The 19,650-nt window shown below is 67.6% G+C and carries 17 protein-coding genes; 5 read left to right on the top strand and 12 right to left on the bottom strand.

Translation table 11 applies throughout. From position 1 onward, the window contains the following. Window positions 1-546: 546 nt before the first annotated feature. The 3 genes from RQI43_RS00225 (at window position 547) to RQI43_RS00235 (ending at window position 4,992) form a co-directional block, all read left to right on the top strand. A complete protein-coding gene (locus RQI43_RS00225) occupies window positions 547-2,571 on the top strand; it encodes a TonB-dependent receptor (RefSeq protein ID WP_311274088.1) in 2,025 nt (674 codons plus the stop codon). Between the two features lie 107 nt (window positions 2,572-2,678). Then, entirely contained in the window at window positions 2,679-3,878 is a 1,200-nt protein-coding gene (gene nhaA, locus RQI43_RS00230; RefSeq protein ID WP_311273824.1) for a Na+/H+ antiporter NhaA, read from the top strand. Between the two features lie 79 nt (window positions 3,879-3,957). Next, a complete protein-coding gene (locus tag RQI43_RS00235) occupies window positions 3,958-4,992 on the top strand; it encodes a cytochrome c peroxidase (protein WP_311273825.1) in 1,035 nt (344 codons plus the stop codon). A gap of 90 nt (window positions 4,993-5,082) precedes the next feature. Here the strand turns inward: RQI43_RS00235 and RQI43_RS00240 are convergent, their stop codons facing one another. Further along, on the bottom strand, window positions 5,083-5,244 hold the full coding sequence (locus RQI43_RS00240; RefSeq protein WP_200919063.1) for a hypothetical protein: 162 nt from the start codon (window positions 5,242-5,244) through the stop codon (window positions 5,083-5,085). A 406-nt stretch (window positions 5,245-5,650) separates the two neighbouring features. On the opposite strand from RQI43_RS00240, the gene RQI43_RS00245 reads away from it, so the two are divergent. After that, entirely contained in the window at window positions 5,651-6,649 is a 999-nt protein-coding gene (locus tag RQI43_RS00245; RefSeq protein WP_207411886.1) for a hypothetical protein, read from the top strand. Window positions 6,650-6,678: 29 nt separating this feature from the next. Here RQI43_RS00245 and RQI43_RS00250 read toward each other — a convergent pair whose 3' ends face one another. Beyond that, a complete protein-coding gene (locus tag RQI43_RS00250; protein WP_056425364.1) occupies window positions 6,679-7,029 on the bottom strand; it encodes a hypothetical protein in 351 nt (116 codons plus the stop codon). A 148-nt stretch (window positions 7,030-7,177) separates the two neighbouring features. On the opposite strand from RQI43_RS00250, the gene RQI43_RS00255 reads away from it, so the two are divergent. Beyond that, a complete protein-coding gene (locus tag RQI43_RS00255) occupies window positions 7,178-10,051 on the top strand; it encodes an EAL domain-containing protein (protein ID WP_405030526.1) in 2,874 nt (957 codons plus the stop codon). A 383-nt stretch (window positions 10,052-10,434) separates the two neighbouring features. On the opposite strand, the gene pufC is transcribed toward RQI43_RS00255, so the two are convergent. From pufC to bchC, 10 genes are all read right to left on the bottom strand, one after another. Next, window positions 10,435-11,529 (bottom strand): photosynthetic reaction center cytochrome PufC, encoded by a 1,095-nt coding sequence (gene pufC / locus RQI43_RS00260; protein WP_311273827.1) that lies wholly within the window; start codon window positions 11,527-11,529, stop codon window positions 10,435-10,437. Further along, window positions 11,526-12,503, bottom strand: a complete 978-nt coding sequence (gene pufM, locus RQI43_RS00265) for a photosynthetic reaction center subunit M (RefSeq protein ID WP_056425355.1) — start codon at window positions 12,501-12,503, stop codon at window positions 11,526-11,528. Before pufM ends, pufC begins: the two co-directional genes overlap by 4 nt. A gap of 73 nt (window positions 12,504-12,576) precedes the next feature. After that, window positions 12,577-13,401, bottom strand: a complete 825-nt coding sequence (gene pufL / locus RQI43_RS00270) for a photosynthetic reaction center subunit L (protein ID WP_311273828.1) — start codon at window positions 13,399-13,401, stop codon at window positions 12,577-12,579. 266 nt (window positions 13,402-13,667) lie between these two features. Next, a complete protein-coding gene (pufA, locus tag RQI43_RS00275; RefSeq protein WP_018043293.1) occupies window positions 13,668-13,856 on the bottom strand; it encodes a light-harvesting antenna LH1, alpha subunit in 189 nt (62 codons plus the stop codon). Between the two features lie 14 nt (window positions 13,857-13,870). Further along, window positions 13,871-14,098: a light-harvesting antenna LH1, beta subunit gene (gene pufB, locus RQI43_RS00280; protein ID WP_018043292.1), complete on the bottom strand. Its 228-nt coding sequence runs from the start codon at window positions 14,096-14,098 to the stop codon at window positions 13,871-13,873. A 170-nt stretch (window positions 14,099-14,268) separates the two neighbouring features. After that, window positions 14,269-14,520, bottom strand: a complete 252-nt coding sequence (locus tag RQI43_RS00285; RefSeq protein WP_405030537.1) for a hypothetical protein — start codon at window positions 14,518-14,520, stop codon at window positions 14,269-14,271. 122 nt (window positions 14,521-14,642) lie between these two features. Further along, a complete protein-coding gene (gene bchZ, locus RQI43_RS00290) occupies window positions 14,643-16,109 on the bottom strand; it encodes a chlorophyllide a reductase subunit Z (RefSeq protein WP_311273829.1) in 1,467 nt (488 codons plus the stop codon). Beyond that, window positions 16,109-17,686 carry a chlorophyllide a reductase subunit Y gene (gene bchY / locus RQI43_RS00295; RefSeq protein WP_311273830.1) on the bottom strand — a complete coding sequence of 526 codons (1,578 nt, stop codon included), beginning with the start codon at window positions 17,684-17,686 and terminating at the stop codon, window positions 16,109-16,111. The genes bchZ and bchY overlap by 1 nt, the downstream gene beginning before the upstream one ends. 5 nt (window positions 17,687-17,691) lie before the next feature. Next, window positions 17,692-18,678 carry a chlorophyllide a reductase iron protein subunit X gene (locus RQI43_RS00300; RefSeq protein WP_056425345.1) on the bottom strand — a complete coding sequence of 329 codons (987 nt, stop codon included), beginning with the start codon at window positions 18,676-18,678 and terminating at the stop codon, window positions 17,692-17,694. Further along, window positions 18,675-19,610, bottom strand: coding sequence for a chlorophyll synthesis pathway protein BchC (gene bchC / locus RQI43_RS00305; protein WP_311273831.1), 936 nt, complete (start codon window positions 19,608-19,610; stop codon window positions 18,675-18,677). The genes RQI43_RS00300 and bchC overlap by 4 nt, the downstream gene beginning before the upstream one ends. Window positions 19,611-19,650 lie beyond the last annotated feature (40 nt).

The following is a 19,650-nucleotide window of genomic DNA, read 5'->3' on the forward strand; positions in this document are numbered from 1 at the left end:
GGTTTTGGACGGATGGGGCCGATGATGGTGATGCAGGATCGAGATGTCGGGGCGCGCTGGCTCGCGCGGGGAGCGTGGATCGGCGTCTCGCTCATCGCGATGAACCAGGTCGCGGCGGCTCAGCAGCCCTCCACCGCGCGCCGGCTCTTTCAAACCCTGCCCCGGTTCGACCTCGTCCCGGGCTCGACACGGATGGCGGAGCATTCCGCCGAACAGACCACGATCCGCGTCAGGGTTTCCATCGAGGCCGGCCCGCTCGAGCCGGCACTCGCGGCCCTATCCAAACAGGTGCAGCTCAAGCTGGCCTACAAGACGTCGCTGACCGAAAATCTCGTCACGGCGGGTGCCGCCGGCGATTTCCTGCCTCTCGAGGCCTTGGCCAAGCTGCTGGAAAACACCGGTTTGACGTATCGCTCGGCCGGTACGTCGACCATCACGCTCGTCAATCCGCGCTTCGTCCAACTCGAAGCGCCGACGGCGCCGCCGGGAGGTGTCCTCCTCGATGAGCTTTCGGTGGAGGCGCAGCGCGCGAGCGCCGCGGATTCGATGTCGGCCGCCTCACGCTTGTCCGCCCCCTATGCCGGGGGCCAAGTCGCACGGGGGGGACGGATCGGTTTGCTCGGCAATGTCGACACGGCGAAAACGCCGTTCAACGTCACGAGCTACACGGACCGCTTCATCCGGGACCAGCAGGCGAGCACCGTCTCCGAGGCACTCATCCTCGATCCCTCCGTCCGGGCCACGCAGACGACGGGCGCGCCCTTCGACTCTTTCTCCATCCGCGGCTTTCCCATCAACGAGGGGACCAGCGGCGAGATCGCCTTCGACGGGATCTACGGCGTCGCGCCGAGCCTGCGTGTCCTCACCGACTATGCCGAGCGCATCGAAGTCCTGAAGGGCCCCTCGGCGGCACTCTCGGGGGTCGCCCCGAACGGGGGAATCGGGGGCGTGATCAACGTGGTTCCCAAACGTGCGGGCGAGGATCTGACGCGTGTCACCCTCGATTACGGTTCGATCGCACGCGGCGGCGGCCAACTGGACATGGCGCGGCGGTACGGCGCGAACCGGGAATGGGGCGCGCGGTTCGTCGGCAGCCTGCGGGGCGGCGACACGCCCATCGACCGCCAATCCGAGACGACGGGGGTCGCGTCGCTCGCCCTCGATTTCCAGGGGGACCGCTTCCGAGCGTGGCTCTACCTGCTGGCGCAGAACGATCGCTTCACCGCACCCCTGCGTCCTTTCCTTCTCAGGGCCGGCGTGCCCGTACCGAGGGCCGCCGACGGTCGTATGAACGTGAGCCAACCCTGGGAGTACTCGAAGGTGGACGATCGCGGCGGTCTGCTGCGTATGGAGTACGACCTGAGCGACCAGATCACCCTCTTCGGCGACATCGGCGGTTCGCAAACGGGTGTCGAGCGTTACTTCGCGTCCGCACCGACCGTCACTAATGTCCTCGGCGACACCACGACGGCCCCGCAATACTACAATCTCGGCGTCGACCGGCTCACCTATGACGCGGGCATCCGGACCAAGTTCGAGACCGGATTCATCCGCCACGCCTTCGCGGTACAGACCTCGGTCTACACCGAGGATACGGGACGGGATCTTTCCGCCGTGCGCGGCAGCTATCTGTCGAACATCTACAATCCCGTCCTCGCCCCCTACATCGCTCCGGTCATCTCGTCGTCTCGGCCGCGCCTGTCCGACACTACGCTGACGGGGGTTTCGGTGGCGGACACGATGTCCGTTCTCGATGAGCGCATTCTCCTCACGGTGGGCGTGCGTCAGCAGCGTATCGAGGCCCGCAACTACGTCTCGAACGTGGGCACCCTGGCCTCGTCCTACGACCAGAGCGCGACCAGTCCCCTCTTCGGTCTCGTCGTACGACCCTGGGAGAACATCTCCCTCTACGGCAACTATATCGAGGGTCTGAGCCGTGGCGACATCGCTCCGGCCACCGCGACCAACTTCGGGGAGGTGTTGGCGCCCTACGTCGCGCAACAGGTCGAGGCCGGCGTGAAGGTGGATTTCGGCCGGATCGGCACCTCCTTCAGCGCCTTCCAGATCACGCGGCCCATCGGCGAACTGAGCCCGGACAGCCGCTATGCCCAAACCGGCGAACAGACCGTGAGCGGCCTGGAGTTCAACGTCTATGGCGAGATCGCACCGGAGCTGCGTGTCCTCGGCGGCCTCACCTTGCTCGACGGCGTGCGCACGCGATCCGCGCTGGCCGCCAATGTGGGCAATCGGCCGATCGGCGTACCCGATGTGCAACTCAATCTCGGAGCGGAGTGGGATCTGCCCTGGGTCCCAGGCCTGACCCTGAACGGCGCTGTCATCTATACGGGGCGGCAATTCGTCGATACGGCGAACGCTCAGGCCCTGCCGGATTGGGCCCGTCTCGATCTCGGACTTCGCTACGCGACCCTGTTGGACGGGCGCCGGACGACGTTCCGCGCCAATGTGCTGAACGTGACGGGGACGAATTACTGGACCGGCGTGGCGTCGTTCGGCACGTTCTTCCAGGGGGCGCCGCGCACCTACCTGCTGTCGATGTCGATCGACCTCTGATCGGTGACTTTGCGTTCCGCGCGCGTTGCCGATCGGGACGGGAACGCATGCCCGTTCCGATGCTCTGACGGCTTGCCGTCGGGCTCGACCACTGGCAGGCGTACTCCATGCTGGAAACCGCGCCTGCCCGCCGACCCTTCTCCGCCCTGCGCAACGCCCTCCGGAGCGAGGCCAGCGGCGGATTGATCCTGATGGCGAGCGCCGTGCTCGCCCTGATCGTCGCCAATTCCCCCCTCGCGTCGAGCTACTTCGCCCTGCTCGGCGCCTATGTCGGCGGCCTCTCCGTCCTGCATTGGGTCAATGACGGCCTGATGGCCCTGTTCTTCCTGCTCGTCGGGCTGGAGATCAAGCGCGAGGTGCTGGACGGGCGGCTTCGCACCTGGCCGGACCGGGTCTTGCCCGGAATCGCGGCTCTGGGCGGGATGGTCGCGCCGGCGCTGATCTACGTCCTGGTCAACCGCTCCTCGCCCGAGACCCTGCGGGGTTGGGCGATCCCCACCGCCACCGACATCGCCTTCGCGCTCGGAATCCTCGCCCTGCTCGGATCGCGTGTCCCGGTCTCGCTGAAGGTGTTCCTCACGGCGCTGGCCATCATCGACGATCTCGGCGCGGTGCTGATCATCGCCGCCTTCTACACCGCCAACCTGTCGCTCCCGAGCCTCGCCGGTGCGGGCGTCGTCGTCGCGATCCTGTTCGGGCTGAACCGCGCGGGCGTGAGCCGCCTCTCGCCCTACCTCGTCCTCGGCGCGGTCCTATGGTTCCTCGTGCTGAAATCGGGCATCCATGCCACCATCGCGGGTGTGCTCCTGGCGCTCACCATTCCCCTGCGCCTGAGCCCCGCCAGGCCCGATGACCCGGCTTCGCCGCTCCACAAGCTGGAACATGCGATCCATCCCTGGTCGGCCTATCTCGTCCTTCCCGTCTTCGGCTTCGCCAATGCGGGCGTCTCGTTCAGCGGCATGTCGCCGGCGATGCTGTCCGATCCGGTGACCCTCGGCGTGGCCCTCGGTCTCCTCGTCGGCAAGCAGATCGGCGTGTTCGGCGCGGTCTTCGCCGCCGTGAAACTCGGCCTCGCCCAGCGCCCGGCCCATGCCGGCTGGTGGCAGATCTACGGCCTGTCGCTGCTCTGCGGCGTCGGCTTCACCATGAGCCTGTTCATCGGCCTCCTCGCCTTCGCGGACAATCCCGGTCTGGAGACCGAAACCAAGATCGGCGTGCTCCTCGGCTCCGTGACGTGCATGATCGCCGGAGCCGTCGTCCTTCTCCTCGCGCCCGCCCCCGACCGCCGGACCGACGCCGCGGCGTGAGGACGCGGGCACGGTCTCATTCTGCATTGGCAACACAATCTTAAACGGAACCGCCTAGACTGGTCAGTCGGAGAGCAGGATGACTCGAAAGGCAGGCTTGGCTTTCAGCAAGGTGGCCGTGACGGTTTCGGTGGCGGCGGTGATCGGCGCGAGCCTGTTCGCCACTCACAGCAACAGTGACGACGCGGCAGCGTGGCGCGGCGCCTTTGCACGCCCGTCCGAACTGCCGGTGCCCGAGGGCGGTCCCGATACGCCGGCCCAGGTCGAGCTCGGCCGGACGCTGTTCTTCGATCCGGTCCTTTCGCAATCCCGCACCATCTCCTGCGCCACCTGCCACGAGCCGTCGCGCCATTGGGGCGACGGGCGGATGCGGGCGATCGGCGAGCCCGGGATCGAACTGAAGCTGCGCACGCCGACCCTGCTCAATGTCGGTTGGTTCGCGCCGCTCGGCTGGGACGGCAAGTTTCCGGACCTCGAATCCGTCGCCTTCACGCCGATCACCGGCCCGAATCTGATGAACCTCTCGGAAGAGGAGCTGATCGCCCGCCTGCGGGCCGATCCGGATTACGTCTCGGCCTTCGCCGCGACCTTCGAGGATCGTCAGGTCACGCGCGGCGGGATCGAGCGGGCGCTGGCCGCATTCCAGCGCACCATCGTGTCGGGAAGCGCGCCGTTCGACCGTTGGCGCGACGGCGATGCCTCGGCGGTGGAAGCCCCCGCAAAGGCGGGCTTCGCGCTGTTCAACGGCAAGGCCGGGTGCCACGAATGCCATTCCGGCTGGGCGTTCACCGACGGATCGTTCCACGATATCGGCGTCGGCCGGGACGACGATATCGGCCGGGGACGTCTGTTCCCGAAATCGAAGGGCCTGCAATACGCCTTCAAGACCCCGACCCTGCGCGACGTCGCGCAGCGCGGGCCCTACATGCATGACGGTTCGGTGGCGACCCTGCGCGAGGTGATCGATCTCTACGATCGCGGCGGCATCGAACGCCCGAGCCGTTCCCCCAAGATCCGGCCGCTCAACCTCTCGGAATCCGAGAAGGCCGATCTTCTGGCTTTCCTGGCCACGCTGACCGCCACGGAACCCAAGCAGAAGGCCGCGTCGAACTAAGACTTCGACGCCAGCTTCGCAGTCGCGAGGGCCGCCGCGGAAATCGCGGCGGGCTCGGCCGACAGGTTATCGTCCCATTCCGCCCAGGTTCTAGCGGAACAGCGTCAACCCGACGCCGGCGAGCGACAGGCCTACGATCATCAGGGATCCGCCCCAGGTCTCGTAGGTCGCGGCCCGCGCCGCCACGCGCGTCGAAGCATAAGCGAAGCTGCCGCCTGCGATCAGGGTCGACAGGCTGAGTGTTGTAATCACGCGAGAGCCTTTCTGCTTGATACGGAGAGAGGGCTTAGGCGCCGACCCTCGATGAAGACCAGCTTTTGCCGAAATATCCCGTCGACAATCTCGACGAGCGCCTACGCTGTTGCTCGGGGGTGACGTGGCCATTGATTCGTGCCTGGTCACGTGGGTTTGCGATACCGGCGCAGCCCACGGCTGGCCTCCCCGCTTCACAACCGCTCGGGGATGCGGATCGTCTGTGCCACGGTAGGGTAGCCGGCCTGGGAGATCGTTAACGATGCTTAAAAATCATTAACGAAATCCTTCCACGATCGATAAAATCTAAGTAGAACGACTTCAAGGCCGCCGAATGTCGGCGCTCCAGATTTCGCTAAGGCTTCACCACATGAGTGCGCGTTGTCGGTTGCCCGGCCCAAGTGCAATGTCTGCTGCCCTTCTGGTCCTCGTCACGAGCGCCACTGGGGCCAGTGCCCATGTCAAATGGTTCTGTGCATTCGACGTCGCTGGCGCGCCCGTCGGGCTCGGCGAGGTACTGTGCGATAGTTTCGAGCAGCTCGTGGTCGTCTCTCTCCTGGCCCTGTTCGTCGGCGCGTTGCTTGAGCGGACGATCCTCGGCGAGGCGATGATGCGGTCCCTCGACCGGGTCACGGCCTGGGCGCGGGAGAACACCGAACTGATGTTCCGGGCGGTCTGCGGTGGCTTCTTCGTGTCGCTCTGGTCGCTCGGCGGTATCATCCTCACGCCCGAGCTCACCACCACCAGCACCGCCCTGCCCTGGTTCCAGCTCGCCATCGCGGCGGGGTTCCTGTGGCGGCAGACGATGCCGCTGTCGGCGCTCGGCATCGTCGTCCTGTTCGGGATCGCGGTGGCGAATTACGGCGTCTTCCACCTCGCGGATTATCCCGTCTTCCTCGGCGTCGCCGCCTATCTCGCTTTGACCGGGCTCCGGCGGGAGCTGTTCGGGATCCGGCCCCTCGACATCGTCCGCTACTCGGCGGCGGTCACGCTGATGTGGGCCTCGGTGGAGAAATGGGCCTATCCGCAATGGTCTTACCCGCTCTTCATCGATCGCCCGGAACTGACCATGGGCTTCGACGGTGCCTTCTTCATGAAGGCCGCCGGTGCGGTGGAATTCGCCCTCGCCTTCGGGCTGCTCTGCACGCCCCTGGTGCGCCGCGTTGCGGCGATCGTGCTGGCGGCGGCCTTCGTCTCGGCGATCTTCGAATTCGGCAAGGTCGACGCGATCGGCCATTCCCCGATCATCGTGGCGATGGTGGCCATCGCCGCCGACGACGCCAGGGTTCCGCTGCGGGTCCGCCAGCTCGCGACGATGCCCTTCGGATACGGGGCCGCCCTCGCGAGTTTCATCGGGCTCTATTACGGCGCCCATGCCGCGCTGTCGGCGGCCGGGGCGCTGTAGCCCGGGCCGGCATCCGGGACGCGTCGCGGTCAGTTGCCGTCGACGCGGACCGCCAGCTTCATCTTGGGATGGATGCCGCACAGGACGGCGAAGGTCCCGCTCACGGGGAAGACGATCTCGGCCTTGCCGCCGGGCTCCTGATCGCCGGAATCGTAGCGGAATGTCGGGGAGTCGATATAGGCGTGATGCAGGAGGTCGCCGTCGTCGTTGACGATCTGAACGGTCTCGCCTTTCTTGATGACCAGCGCACTCGGCTGGAACGCCCGCCCCTTCTGCGAGATGCGGTAGACCTGTCCGGCCGCCGAGGCATGGAGGGCAAAGGCGGCGACGCCGGTCGCGACCAAGGCGAAGGCAGCGCTGAATGAAGTGATGCGTCTCATGCAACCTGTAGGTATGATTTTTTGCCCTTTCGCATTTTCACCGGGGCAAGTAAATATGCTGTTAATTGGCAAAGCTGTATGAAGGTTTCAAGCCCAGCTTAACTATTACAGGCGAACAATTTACGATGGGCCGGATGAGACACACTTAATGAATTCTATTCACGGTGGGAAATCCGCCAAGTCGGGCGAGAGGATCTGGCCGAGGCCGGTCGCCACGGCTGTCTCTTTTGCCGGCACTATCCGCGGTCGAATTCTGATCGCGTTTCTCATCATGACCGCCATTACGGGCATTCTCGGCCTCTCGGCGGCCTCGGGGATCCGCCGGGCCGACGAACTCGTGAGCCGGACCTTCGACCAGTCCCTCATGTCGATCAATTACGCGCGGGCCGCCGCCGCCGATTTCGCCAATATGCGCTCCCTGGAATCCCGTCGTCGGATGAGCGCCGATGCCGCCGTGAAGACGCAGCTCGAAGGCCGCCTCGAGACCCTCAGCCGCGTGTTCGCCGAGGATCTCGCCGTGGCGGTCGAGCGGGCCCAGTCGAGCCGCGCGACCCAGGCGGCGCAAGCCGTGGAGCGCTCGGTGAAGGATTGGGACGCCGCCCGCTCCGTCCTCGCCGGCCGCGAGACGAGGGAGGCCGATTGGGACGTCGTCGACCGGCATGCGGCCGCCGCCGAAGAGCATCTCGACCTCTTCATCAACCACACCGCCGGCGACGGTTTCATCTACCGGCAGCAGGCGCGCGCCATCGTCGCCCGCGAGACGCAGATCAACCTGTTCGGCACGCTGCTCGCCCTGTCCATGTCGGCCTTCGTCGCCTTCCTGCTGGCGCGGCGCATCATGCGGCCGGTGGCGGATGCGTCCATGGTCGCGTCGCGGATCGCGGCCGGCGACCTCAGCGTGACGATCCCGTCCGGCAGCGCGGACGAACTCGGCGCCCTCCTCGCCTCCATGGGCGTCATGCGCGACAACATCCGCCGGGCGATGGAGCAGGAGGTCGCGCAGCGTATTTCTGCGGAGGCGCATCTCGCCGACGCCCTCGAGACCTCCCTCGAAGGCATCGTGGTGGTCGATCAATCCGGGCGGATCGCGCTCATCAACGGGCAGGCGGAGGATTTCCTCGGATTCGGTCACGAGCCGCTGCCGCGGGACACCTCGCTCGCCGAGGTCGCCCGCGACGGCAACGCGCTCGCCCGCACGCTCCTCTCCGACGACGACGATTGGGCGGCGCCGCGCGAGACGCAGCTTCTCGACGGGCGCTGGCTCCGGATCAGCCGCAGCCGTACCCGCACCGGCGGCTTCATTGCGGTCTGCAGCGACATCACCCTGCTGAAGGTCCAGGAGGCGCATCTCCAATCGACCAACCTGCGCCTCGACACCGCCCTCGACAACATGTCCCAGGGCCTGTGCCTGTTCGACGCCGAGGGGCACCTCACCGTCGTCAACCGGCGCTATTGCGAGCTGTTCGACCTCGCGCCGGAAGACCTGCCGCTCGGCACGCCCTACGAGGACGTGGCCTCGCTCTACCTGGCCTCGGCCGAGGAGGGCACGGTCTTCGAGATCGAGGGACGGCAGATCTCGGCCGCCGGTTCGGGCTTCCGCCAGATGGGTAACGGACGTGTCCTCGCCGTCACGCACAAGCCCGTGGCCGGGGGCGGCATGGTCTCCACCTACGAGGACGTGACCGAGCGGCGCCAGGCCGATGCCCGCATCGCCTACATGGCCCGCCACGACGTCCTCACCGGCCTGCCCAACCGCGCCATGTTCGGCGAGCGGATCGAGGAGGCCCTCGCCCATCTCGGGCGCGGCGGCATGTTCGCCGTGCTCTGCCTCGACCTGGACCGGTTCAAGGAGGTCAACGACACCCTCGGGCACCCGGTCGGGGACGAACTCCTCAAGGCGGTGGGCAACCGGTTGAGCGCCTGCCTGCGCGAGGTCGATACCGTGGCCCGGCTCGGCGGCGACGAATTCGCCATCATCCTCGCGGGCGTGACCTACCCGGAGGAGGCCACCATCCTGGCGCGGCGGATCGTGGACGTGGTGAGCAATCCCTACGAGCTCGACGGCCAGCAGGTCGCGGTCGGGGTCAGCATCGGCATCTGCCTCGCGCCCGGCGACGGCACCAGCTGCGACAAGCTCCTCAAGAACGCCGACGTCGCCCTCTACCGCGCCAAGGCCGATGGGCGCGGCACCTGGCGCTTCTTCGAGGTGGAGATGGACATCCGGCTCCAGGCCCGCCGCGCCCTCGAACTCGACCTGCGCGAGGCGGTGGCCCAGGGCGCGTTCGAGATGTTCTACCAGCCGATCTACGATTTTCGCGGCCGCCGCGTCGGCGGGTTCGAAGCGCTAATGCGCTGGCATCATTCGGAGCGGGGCCTCGTTCCCCCGGGGGATTTCATCACGGTCGCCGAGGAGATCGGCCTCATCGTGCAACTCGGGGCCTGGGCCCTGCGCACCGCCTGCACCGAGGCCATGCGCTGGCCCGACGGCATCCGGGTCGCGGTCAACGTCTCCGTGGCCCAGTTCCGGGACGGCATCATCATCCATTCGGTCAAGGAGGCGCTGAGCGTCAGCCGCCTCCCCGCCGCGCGGCTGGAGCTCGAGATCACGGAATCGGTCCTGCTCAAGGACAATGCCGCGACCCTCGCCACCCTGCACGCCCTGCGACGCCTCGGCGTCCGGATCGCCATGGACGATTTCGGCACGGGCTACTCGTCGCTGAGCTACCTGCGCAGCTTCCCCTTCGACAAGATCAAGATCGACCAGTCCTTTGTCCGCGACATCACCGCGGCCGACGAATCCGCCTTCATCGTCCGCGCCGTCATCGGCCTCGGATTGAGCCTGCACATGCGCACCACCGGCGAGGGGATCGAGAACGAGATCCAGTTCGAGCGCCTGCGCCAGGAAGGCTGCGACGAGGGCCAGGGCTACTATATCGGCCGCCCCGAGGGTGCCGGCAGCATCCCCGAGGTGCTGGAACGCTGGTCGGGACGCCGCGGAGTCACACAGCACGCCGTGGCCTGAAGGGCTGGTCGGCGGTTCCCGCAACCATGGGGCACGCTCTTCTCCCCTCTCCCGGCCGGGCTACGGCATTCACACATTTCGCATGCTGCGCTGACGAGCCCTCCTCCCCCTTGTGGGGAGGAGTTGGAGGTGGGGGTGGTTGGGCGACCCTCAGGGTGCGGAGGCAAGCGGAGCCACCCCCACTCCTAACCTCTCCCCACAAGGGGGAGAGGGACGCGCTCTGCCTGAAAGAGCAGGTGTGAATCCAGGAGACGTGCGGAGTGAGGGGATGCTCGACCGTGCCCGCTGAGACGGGCTCGCTTGGGACTTGGTGTGGTGCCCGTCCGCGCAAGCAAAAGGGGCGGATCCCAAAGAACCCACCCCTTTTGTCTATCCCCGAAAATCTATTGCGGCGCTGGGGTCGGAGCCGGGTCTGCCGGCGCAGGGTCCGCCGCGCTCGCCGTCTCGGTGGATTTGGCCAGTTCGGGATAGGGCCCGATGACCTGAGCGCCGTTGAGCGGCTTGCTCTGGCCGTTGTGGCAGGTGGTGCAATTCACCTTCGGCACGTCGCCGAGCACGCCGAGGCGGGCCGTGGGGAAGGTCGAGGTCAGCGGCTCGAGGTAATTGCCGTTGATGTCCCGCACCATGCGGATGCCGTGCCAGGCGGTGGTGCGCTGGGGCGTACTCTGCGACCAGTTCGAGATCGCCCTTGTGTTGTGGCAGAAGGTGCAATTGACCCCGAGGCCCTCCGACATGTGGATCATCAGGCCGTAGGTCTTCTCGGCGTCCTGGATCGGCTTGCCCTTGGTGGTGGGAAGCGCCGTGGTGGCGTTCACCCGGATGGCGTTGTTGTCGATGGTCTTGTCGGCGAGGTACTCGGTCAGCGTGTCGTAGGGCAGCGAGGCGAGGCCCACCGAGGCCTTGGCCAGGTTCTGCCCGTTGTTGCGGGCGATGAAGCCGCCGGGCCGGTTCGGGCCGGGATCGGTGAACCAGACATGGGCCGGCACCGGCTGGCCGCGATGGCAGGTGAAGCAGGTGACGCCCGTGCCCCCCACATGGTTGTCCTTCCAGCTTTCGTTGATGTGCTGGGTCATCTGCAGCATCCGGCGGGCGACCTTCTTCTGGTAGAGGCTGTCGTCGGCCATGTTCTCGGTGTTGTGGCAGTAGGTGCAGCCCTGTTCGGGGCTGACCCATTCGGTCATCGAGACCATCAGGCGGTTGAACTCGTTGACGCTGACGTTCTTGAGGACCTGAACATTCTCGTAGGTGGCGCCGGCGAGTTCCTCGCCGGGCTCGGCCGGGTCGGCCGGCGCCGGCGCGACATTGGCCGCCTTCGTCTCGGCCGCCCCGGCGCGGGTATGGATCTGGTCCATCGCCGTGCCGCGAAAGCCGCTTTGCTGAACCGCCAGGGGCGGCCGGTCCCAGTCGGTCAGACCGAACATCGCGACGGTGAGGAAGAAGGCGATCGAGCCAGCGAGGACAGTGAAAAACGTCTTCATGGGACCGCCCCCGGCATGCTCAAGGGATCGACGACCGGCGCATAGACCTGCGGATAGGACGGGGCGACGCCGTGCTTGACCGCCCAGAGATACCAATTGTCGACCACCGTGCCGGTGAGCAGGATGCCGATGCCGCCGGTGAGGGTGGTCAGCACGGCGAACCACCAGGCCCAGCGGTGGACCGATTCCATGGTGGCGTTGAAGCCCATGGTCCAGCGCCAGAACAGGGCGGCGCGCTCGGTGGCGGTGCCGCGATCGACGATTTGGTCGATCTCGCGCTCGCCGCCGAAGCGGCTCACCGCCAGGATGGTGGCGCCATGCATCGCGAAGAGCAGCGTCGACCCGTAGAGGAAGACGATCGAGAGCATGTGGAACGGGTTGTAGAAGAGGTTGCCGTAGCGGAGCGAGAAGGCGGCGGTCCAGTCGAGATGCGGGAAGATGCCGAAGGGCACCGCCTCGCTCCACGACCCCATCAGGATGGGCCGGATGAAGCCGAGGACCAGGAACAGCCAGATCGCGGAGGCGAAGGCCCAGGGCACGTGGGTACCGAGGCCGAGCGCCCGGGCGCGGCGATAGAGCCGCACCCACCACAGCAGGATCGAGGCGGTGAGGAAGAAGCCGGCGATCAGCCACCATCCGCCCTCCTGCAGCGGCGGCAGGATCTTGAGCCCGTATTGCGGTCGCGGCGGCTCCAGGGCGAGCCAGGGCAATTGGCGCACGAACTGGACCGGGTCCCAGTTCACCGAGGCCCACATGTTGAGGCCGACGATCTCGAAGGCGATGAGGAAGCACACGCCCGAGAGGGCGCCGAGATAGCCGATATAGATCGGGCCGACCTGGGCGTTGCCGAACAGGCCGAACAGGTAGCTGTGGAACGGCGTGCCCCAGCGCCGGTCGACATCGACGGGAACGCCGAGTTCCGGAATGGTGGAGCGGACTTGGACCTCGGTGAAGATGTTCTGATAGTAGGCCATGGTCGTCGTGCCCCGCTCAGCAGGTTTCGCAGGATTGGTCACCGGTTTCGCGTCGTGAATTCTGCGGCGCGCGTCAGCGCCAGACCGGGAGATTGAGCCACCAGCCCCACCATTCCGGCCAGCCACGGGTCCAGAACGGGCCGCTGATGATGATGCAGACGGCGCTCCAGAAGCCCGCCGAGAGGGCGAGGAACAGGCCGAGCCGGTGGATGCCGAGCGTGCCGATCGAGTAGCCGATCGTGTCGCGGAAGAAGGTGTCCTCGTGCTCGGGGGTCTTCACCACCTGGCCCTTGCCCGGATTGGTGGCCGAGAGGATCAGGGCGCCGTGCAGGGACAGGGCGAAGGTCGTCGTGAAGAAGAACGACACCGCCAGCATGTGCGCCGGATTGTAGTGGAAGTGCAGGTACTGGTATCCGGTGTTCGAGACCCAATCGAGATGGGAGAGGATGCCGTAGGGGAAGCCGTGGCCCCAGGCGCCCATCAGGAACGGCCGGATCACCACCAGCGAGACATAGGCGAAGATCGCCACCGAGAAGGCGAAGGGCACGTGGTAGCCGATGCCGAGCTTGCGGCAGATCTCGACCTCGCGCAGGGCCCAGGAGACGAACGACCCGATGGCGCAGAAGGTGATGATCTGCCAGAGGCCGCCCTCCTTGAGGGGGGCGAGCGCCAGCCCGTATTTGAGGTCGGGCGGCGCGATGTTGATCTGCCAGATGTTCCAGGTCGGCCCGAGCGCCGCGCCGTAGACGATCAGCGCGGTGCCGAGCACCGAGAAGAACAACGTCGTGACGCCGAAGAACCCGACATAGAACGGCCCGACCCAGAAATCGAACAGGTCTCCACCGAGCAACGTGCCGCCGCGGACGCGGTATTTTCGTTCGAAACTCAGCATCGCCATCGCGAATACCTCCCGGCTTCACAGGTCACGATTCTTGATGGATGGGCGCATCCGTCAGGGTGCGCGTCGTCCCCCTCCCCCTTGTGGGGAGGGGCCAGGGGTGGGGGTGGCGCCGCCAGCCTCCGCAGTAGGAGGGTCGCTCAATCACCCCCACCTCCAACTCCTCCCCGCACCCATCTCGGACTTGCCCGATATGGGCACCTGACATGCGGGTCTCGGGCGAGCCCGAGACCGGAGGGGGAGGAGGGTGATCCCGGCCCGCCCCGTCAGGCGGGCATCGTCGGCAGGACCAGCGTCTGCGCATTGGCGGCGCGCGGGGCCTTGGGGCCTTCCAGCCAGTTGAACCGGTCGGTGCTGAGCAGGATGAAGTGGATCAGCAGCGCCAGGATGAACAGGAAGGTGAAGAGCGCCACCAGCGTGCGGCGCGGGTCGAAGAGAAGCCAGACCTTGTGCATGGGTGCGTTCCTCCTCAGGAGATCATCGAGACGAGGCCGTGCGCGGCGCTCGTGACGGTGTCGAGGGCGGCGTAGCCCTTGGGGCCGGGCAGCCACGGGCGCCACATCCAGACGAGGATATGCGCGACCACGGCGATGGCCGTGAAGATGATGAAGCTCGTCAGGAAGATCGCGTGGAACTCCTTGGCTTCGGGTTCGGTCAGCCCGGACAGGCTGCTCGCCTTCTCGATTCCACTGGACATGATGTGAGCCTCCGCTTTCGTCTGGCCGGGCGTGGTCCACGCGCGGCGGGTGAGGTCGCGGGGGCCGGCAGCGGCGCTCGCGACGGTCGTTCCCCCCTCGTCGGACGGGAGGTCGTTCGGGTTCCGGATCGGGCGGGCATCGGCCCGGGGCGATCCGGCCCCGGAAAGCGTCAGCCCATGAAGACGAAGGGGATCGCCGACTCGGCCATGGCCTTGGCCTCGCCGAAGACCGAGCGCCGGGCGATGAGCCCATGGCCCACCGGAGCCCGGGCCGGGACGAGGCGCTGGAGCGCGGCCGCCGCGAGGAAGAACGGATAGGTCGCCACCAGGAGGAGGCGGAACTGCAGCGCGTGCCGCTGCAGGCGCGTCATCGGACGCGACGGGGCGGGACGCGAAAGGGACTGGCGGGACGGCATGGTCATCGACTGCATGGCGGAAATCTCCTGTCCACGATCCGCGGCGGTCGGCCTCGCGAGAAGGCCGGTCCTCGACGGAAACGGCGCCGCGCCGCTCCAGCCGGAAAGAGGGTGTGGGGCGGGGGCGCTCATGCCGCCGCTCCGAGGGTAAGGTCCGCATGCGCGCGCTCGACCTCGGCCGGGCCGACGCGGTCCTGCCCGGCATTCCGGGTCGCCCGTTCGGCCGCGTCGCGCAGGCGCTTGGCCACCGAGATCCGCACCAGCACCGGATGGGTCTCGACGAGGTCGTCGAGGAGGGTGCGGGCGGCCTCGTCCCAGGGCAGTTCGCGGTGGATTCGCGCCGGCGTCGCCTCGACCCGGTCCATGTCGCGGGCGAGCGGCAGGATGTGGAAGAGCATGTCGAACAGGGCGTTGCAGACCTCCTGGATGAGGTAGGTCGCGCCCGAGAACCCCATGAAGGGCGTGCCGGTATGGCGGCGGATGATGGCGCCGGGGAAGGAGGCCGGCACGAACACCGCCCGCGATCCGCATTCGGCCGCGTACATGCGCTCGTTGAACGAACCGAACAGGACGAGGGGCGGGTTGGCCTTGATCGCGTCCCGCACCGCCGCGTTGTCGGTCTTGGCGCCGGGCCGGCGCGAGATCGCGAAGGTGCAGGGCAGGCCCATCTCGTCTTCGAGGAAACGCCGCACGCCCCGCGCATAGGTGTCGGAGGCGACGATGCCGAAGCTCGCCGTGCCGAAGAAGTCCTGGGTCACCGAGCGCCACAGGTCCCAGACCGGCTTGATCGTGGTGTGGCGCTCGCGCTCGATGAAGGGCTCCGGATCGAGGCCGAGGATCTCACCGAGCTTGCGCAGGAACCGGGTAGTGGCGTGCAGCCCGATCGGCGCCTGCAGGTAGGGCCGCTCCAGGGCTTCGCAGAGCAGGCGGCCGAACTCGCGGTAGAGGCAGATATTGGCATCCGCATTCACGAGTTTGGGCACGTCGGCGAGATGCGAGCCGAGCGGAAAGGCGAGGTTCACCTCGGCCCCGATCCCCTCCACGAGGCGGCGGATCTCGGCGAGATCCGAGGGCATGTTGAAGGTGCCGTAGGCCGGGCCGATGATGTTGACGCGGGGGCGCTCGCCCTCCTTGCGGGGAGGCCTTGCCGGGATGCCCTTCTTGGCGAATTTCCGCGCCCCGTATTCCTGCCAGAGCCAGGACATCGCCCGGTCGGCGGTCTGCCACTGGTCCTCGTCGATGGTGCGCGGCAGGAAGCGCTGGAGGTTGGTGCCCTCCGGGGTCACTCCTCCGCCGATCATCTCGGCGATGGAACCGGTGACGACCACGCTCGGCATGCCCGGATCGAGGGTGGCATGGGCCCGCTTCATCGCGGCCTCGGTGCCGTGGCGGCCGAGTTCCTCCTCGGCCAGCCCGGTGACCACGATGGGCAATTCGTGCGGCGGCAGCGCGTCGGTGTAGTGGAGCACCGAGGTGACCGGCAGGTTCTCGCAGCCGACGGGACCGTCGATGACGACCTGCAACCCCTTGATGGCGGTGAAGACGTAGACGGCGCCCCAATAGCCGCCGGCCCGGTCGTGATCGAGAACGAGCATCAGGCCATCTCCCCGATCGGGTTGTGGGAGGGTTTTCCGCGCGTCGCCGAGGCGACGTTCTGGCGGACTTTCGGCACCTCTTCCCAGATCCCGGCGGCATGGCCCTCGCCGACCCCGTCGAAGAAGTCCCGCATGGCGTCGAACCGGTGCCGGTTGCCGAGCGCCGTGTTGATGACCTTGGCGAGCGACCCGGCGCCGGCGACGCCCATGAGCGGGCGGGCCGAGATCAGGTTGGTGAAGTAGAGAGCGGGGATCGCCCGCTCCTTGGCGGCCTGCACCACCGGCGTGGTGCCGATGGCGAGGTCCGGGCGGAACTCGCGCATGGCGGAGAGGTCGTCCTCCAGCGAGGCGCGGAAGCGCACCATGACGCCGCGTGATTCCAGCCAGTCGCGGTCGGCCTCCGAATAGGGCGTGCGCGGGCAGGCGGTGCCGACGTAGCGCAGGTCCGCGCCGCTCTCGACGAGGAGCCGGCCGACCAGCAGTTCAGACCCCTCGTAGCCCGACAGCGTGATCCGGCCCTTGATAGGCGCGGCGGCCAGCGCCCCCTGGATCAGCGGCAGGAGCCGGTTCTTGGCGGCCTCCACAATGGCGCGCGGCACGGCGCAGGCCTCGCCGATCCGGTCGAGCCAATCGGCGGTGCCGTCATGGCCGACGGGGGCGGAGCCGACGATGGGACGGCCGGCGAGTTCGAATTCGCGGATCGAGGCGGTGTAGAACGGGTGGATCGCCGCCACCGCCGCGCAGTCGAGGGCCGCGTAGAGTTCGCGCCATTCGCGGGTCGGCACCACCGGGCCGGCGCTGAGGCCCAGCGGCTCGAGCAGGCCGCCGATCACCACCGGGTCGGCCGGGAACATCTCGCCGAGCAGCGTCACGCTGGGGCGCTCGGAGCGGCCGAGGCGCGGCGCCTGGACCGGGCCCTGCTCGGCCTCGGAGCGGGCGAATTTCAGCATCGCCCCGGCGAGCACGTCCTTGGCTTCCGCATGGGTCGGCACGCCGAAGCCCGGCACGTCGATGCCGATGATGCGGACACCGTCGATCTCCTTCGGCAGGAGCCGGAGCGGTACGCCGGAGGCGGTGGGGACGCAGAGGTTGATGACGACGACCGCGTCGTAATCGGCGGGCTTGGCCACGTCGAACACCGCCTCGCGGATGTCCTCGAACAGCTTGCCGGTGACGAGGGTTTCGGAATTGAAGGGCACGTAGCCGACGCTGCGCTTCGCCCCGTAGAAATGCGACGTGAAGGTGAGCCCGTAGACGCAGCAGGCCGAGCCCGACAGGATCGTCGCCGTGCGGCGCATGCGCAGGCCGACGCGCAAGGAGCCGAAGGCCGGGCACATGCTCTGGGGCTGGTCGTGCGGCCCCTGCGGGTAGTCTTTTTTAAGTTGCTCCAGCGTCTCCGACATCCCGGCGGCTTCGGCGGCCGCCCGCATCGCGTCCTTGCCGGAATGGCAGCCGAGCCCGTCGGACTGGGTGGCGGCGAGATTGACCGCCTCCGCAGGCAATGCGGCGGGAGCCAGGGTCGAGGCGGGGCGCTCCTTGCGGGCGCGCAGATCGGCGATGTCGAGGGAGACGGCCATGCGCGTCAGACCTCGTCGTAGACGACTTCGAGGGACGGCTTCACGACCTGAACCGTGCCGCACATATCCTCGAAGGTGGCGGGGACCAGGGTGACGCCCCGGCCCACGGCCTCGCCCTTGAACAGGCCGAGGAGCCCGTCCTGGGAGAGCGGCGTCGGGTGGTTGGCCGCGGCGTCGTGGACGTTCTGGGCCAGATCCGCGAAGAGCGAGCCCCATGGGCTCTCGGGCCGGCCGATGATCTCGTAATTCGCGCTCTTCTTGCGGATGTCGTCATCGGCCGGGATGGACGCGAGGACCGGGATGCCCACGGCGGCGGCGAAGGCCTGGGCCTCGCCGGTGCCGTCGTCCTTGTTGATGACGAGGCCGCCCACACCCACGTTGCCGCCGAGCTTGCGGAAGTATTCCACCGCCGAGCAGACGTTGTTGGCGACATACAACGATTGAAGATCGTTCGAGCCGACGACGATGACCTTCTGGCACATGTCGCGGGCGATCGGCAGGCCGAAGCCGCCGCAGACCACGTCGCCGAGGAAGTCGAGCAGGACGTAATCGAAGCCCCATTCGTGGAAGCCGAGCTTCTCCAGCAGTTCGAAACCGTGGATGATGCCGCGCCCGCCGCAGCCGCGCCCGACTTCCGGGCCGCCGAGCTCCATGGCGTAGACGCCGTCGCGCTTGAAGCAGACATCGCCGATGGCGACCTGCTCGCCGGCGAGTTTCTTCTTGGTGGAGGTTTCGATGATGGTCGGGCAGGCGCGGCCGCCGAAGAGCAGGGACGTCGTGTCGCTCTTCGGGTCGCAGCCGATGAGCAGGACCTTCTTGCCCTGCTGGGCCATCATGTAGCTGAGATTGGCCAGCGTGAACGACTTGCCGATGCCGCCCTTGCCGTAGATCGCGATGATCTGCGTCTCCTTGGTCGCGGAGACGGGGGCCGCATCCGGCTCGATGGCGGCTTCGGCGCGCAGGAGTGCGGCTCCGTTCAGCTGCATGTTCATGAAGCGGCTCTCCAATCGAGGATCATCTTCAGGCATTCGGGCTCACCGAACGCCGTGCGATAGGCAGACGGCGCGTGCGCCGCCGTTTCGCGATGGGTGATCAGCCCGTCGAGGGAGAGACGCCCCCCTTCGATCAGGGTCAGAACCGCGGCGAGATCGTCCGGCCGCCACTGGGCGGCGACGCGGATGCGGGCCTCGCGCAGGAAGGCGGGCGGGAAGGCGAAGGAGAGCGGCGCCTCGTAGAAACCGGCGAGCACGATCTCGCCGCCGGGCCTGAGCCGCCCGATCAGCGTGTCGAGGATCGCGGCGTCGCCGCTGACATCGGTGATGGAACCGTAATCGCGGGTTTCGTCCGCATCCGGATGCACGACCTCGTAGCCCTGCGCGCCCGTGGCCCGGATCGCGTTCGTTTCCCACACCACCGGCTCGCCGCCGGCGATCCGTGTCAGGCGGGCGAGTAGCCGCCCGAGCACCCCGTGGCCGACGATGAGCGAGCGGCCTTCCGGACGCGCGTGGAGTGCATGGTAGGCGGTGGCCGCGAGGGCGATCAGGATGCCGTGTTCGCGCAAATCCGCATCGATGGGAACGAGGCGCGCGCCGTCGCTCACCAGGCGCGAGGCCGCGCCGCCGAACAGGCCGCGCACCGGGCCGAAGCAGCGGGTGCCGGGCACGAAGACCCGCTGCCCGACGGCGAGGCCGGAGGCGGGGCCGGCTTCCACCACCTCGCCCACCGATTCGTAGCCGGGGACCAGCGGATAGCCCATACCCGGGAAGGGTGGCATCCGGCCCGTCCAGAGCAGGCGCTCGGTGCCGGTGCTGATGCCGCTCCACAGGGTCTCGACCACCGCGTCGGCCGGGCCCGGAGCATCGAGGGCGAGTTCGGCGAGCGACAGCTGTTCGGGGCGTTCGAAGAGGACGGCCAGCGCGTGCATTGTGGTCGACCCTCCCCTGTCTCGTGCCTCAACCCGATGG

Source organism: Methylobacterium sp. WCS2018Hpa-22 (genome assembly GCF_031843785.1).
Taxonomy (GTDB): Bacteria; Pseudomonadota; Alphaproteobacteria; order Rhizobiales; family Beijerinckiaceae; genus Methylobacterium.

What these genes read in the sequence shown, in the direction of transcription:
- pufA (WP_018043293.1), bottom strand. Translation starts at nt 13,856, where the DNA reads ATGCACAAGGTCTGGCTTCTCTTCGACCCGCGCCGCACGCTGGTGGCG.
- RQI43_RS00235 (WP_311273825.1), top strand. Translation starts at nt 3,958, where the DNA reads ATGACTCGAAAGGCAGGCTTGGCTTTCAGCAAGGTGGCCGTGACGGTT.
- bchC (WP_311273831.1), bottom strand. Translation starts at nt 19,610, where the DNA reads ATGCACGCGCTGGCCGTCCTCTTCGAACGCCCCGAACAGCTGTCGCTC.
- RQI43_RS00225 (WP_311274088.1), top strand. Translation starts at nt 547, where the DNA reads ATGTCGGCCGCCTCACGCTTGTCCGCCCCCTATGCCGGGGGCCAAGTC.
- RQI43_RS00285 (WP_405030537.1), bottom strand. Translation starts at nt 14,520, where the DNA reads ATGACCATGCCGTCCCGCCAGTCCCTTTCGCGTCCCGCCCCGTCGCGT.
- RQI43_RS00250 (WP_056425364.1), bottom strand. Translation starts at nt 7,029, where the DNA reads ATGAGACGCATCACTTCATTCAGCGCTGCCTTCGCCTTGGTCGCGACC.
- bchY (WP_311273830.1), bottom strand. Translation starts at nt 17,686, where the DNA reads ATGGCCGTCTCCCTCGACATCGCCGATCTGCGCGCCCGCAAGGAGCGC.
- bchZ (WP_311273829.1), bottom strand. Translation starts at nt 16,109, where the DNA reads ATGCTCGTTCTCGATCACGACCGGGCCGGCGGCTATTGGGGCGCCGTC.
- pufM (WP_056425355.1), bottom strand. Translation starts at nt 12,503, where the DNA reads ATGGCCTACTATCAGAACATCTTCACCGAGGTCCAAGTCCGCTCCACC.
- pufL (WP_311273828.1), bottom strand. Translation starts at nt 13,401, where the DNA reads ATGGCGATGCTGAGTTTCGAACGAAAATACCGCGTCCGCGGCGGCACG.
- pufC (WP_311273827.1), bottom strand. Translation starts at nt 11,529, where the DNA reads ATGAAGACGTTTTTCACTGTCCTCGCTGGCTCGATCGCCTTCTTCCTC.
- RQI43_RS00255 (WP_405030526.1), top strand. Translation starts at nt 7,178, where the DNA reads ATGAATTCTATTCACGGTGGGAAATCCGCCAAGTCGGGCGAGAGGATC.
- nhaA (WP_311273824.1), top strand. Translation starts at nt 2,679, where the DNA reads ATGCTGGAAACCGCGCCTGCCCGCCGACCCTTCTCCGCCCTGCGCAAC.
- RQI43_RS00300 (WP_056425345.1), bottom strand. Translation starts at nt 18,678, where the DNA reads ATGAACATGCAGCTGAACGGAGCCGCACTCCTGCGCGCCGAAGCCGCC.
- RQI43_RS00245 (WP_207411886.1), top strand. Translation starts at nt 5,651, where the DNA reads ATGTCTGCTGCCCTTCTGGTCCTCGTCACGAGCGCCACTGGGGCCAGT.
- pufB (WP_018043292.1), bottom strand. Translation starts at nt 14,098, where the DNA reads ATGTCCAGTGGAATCGAGAAGGCGAGCAGCCTGTCCGGGCTGACCGAA.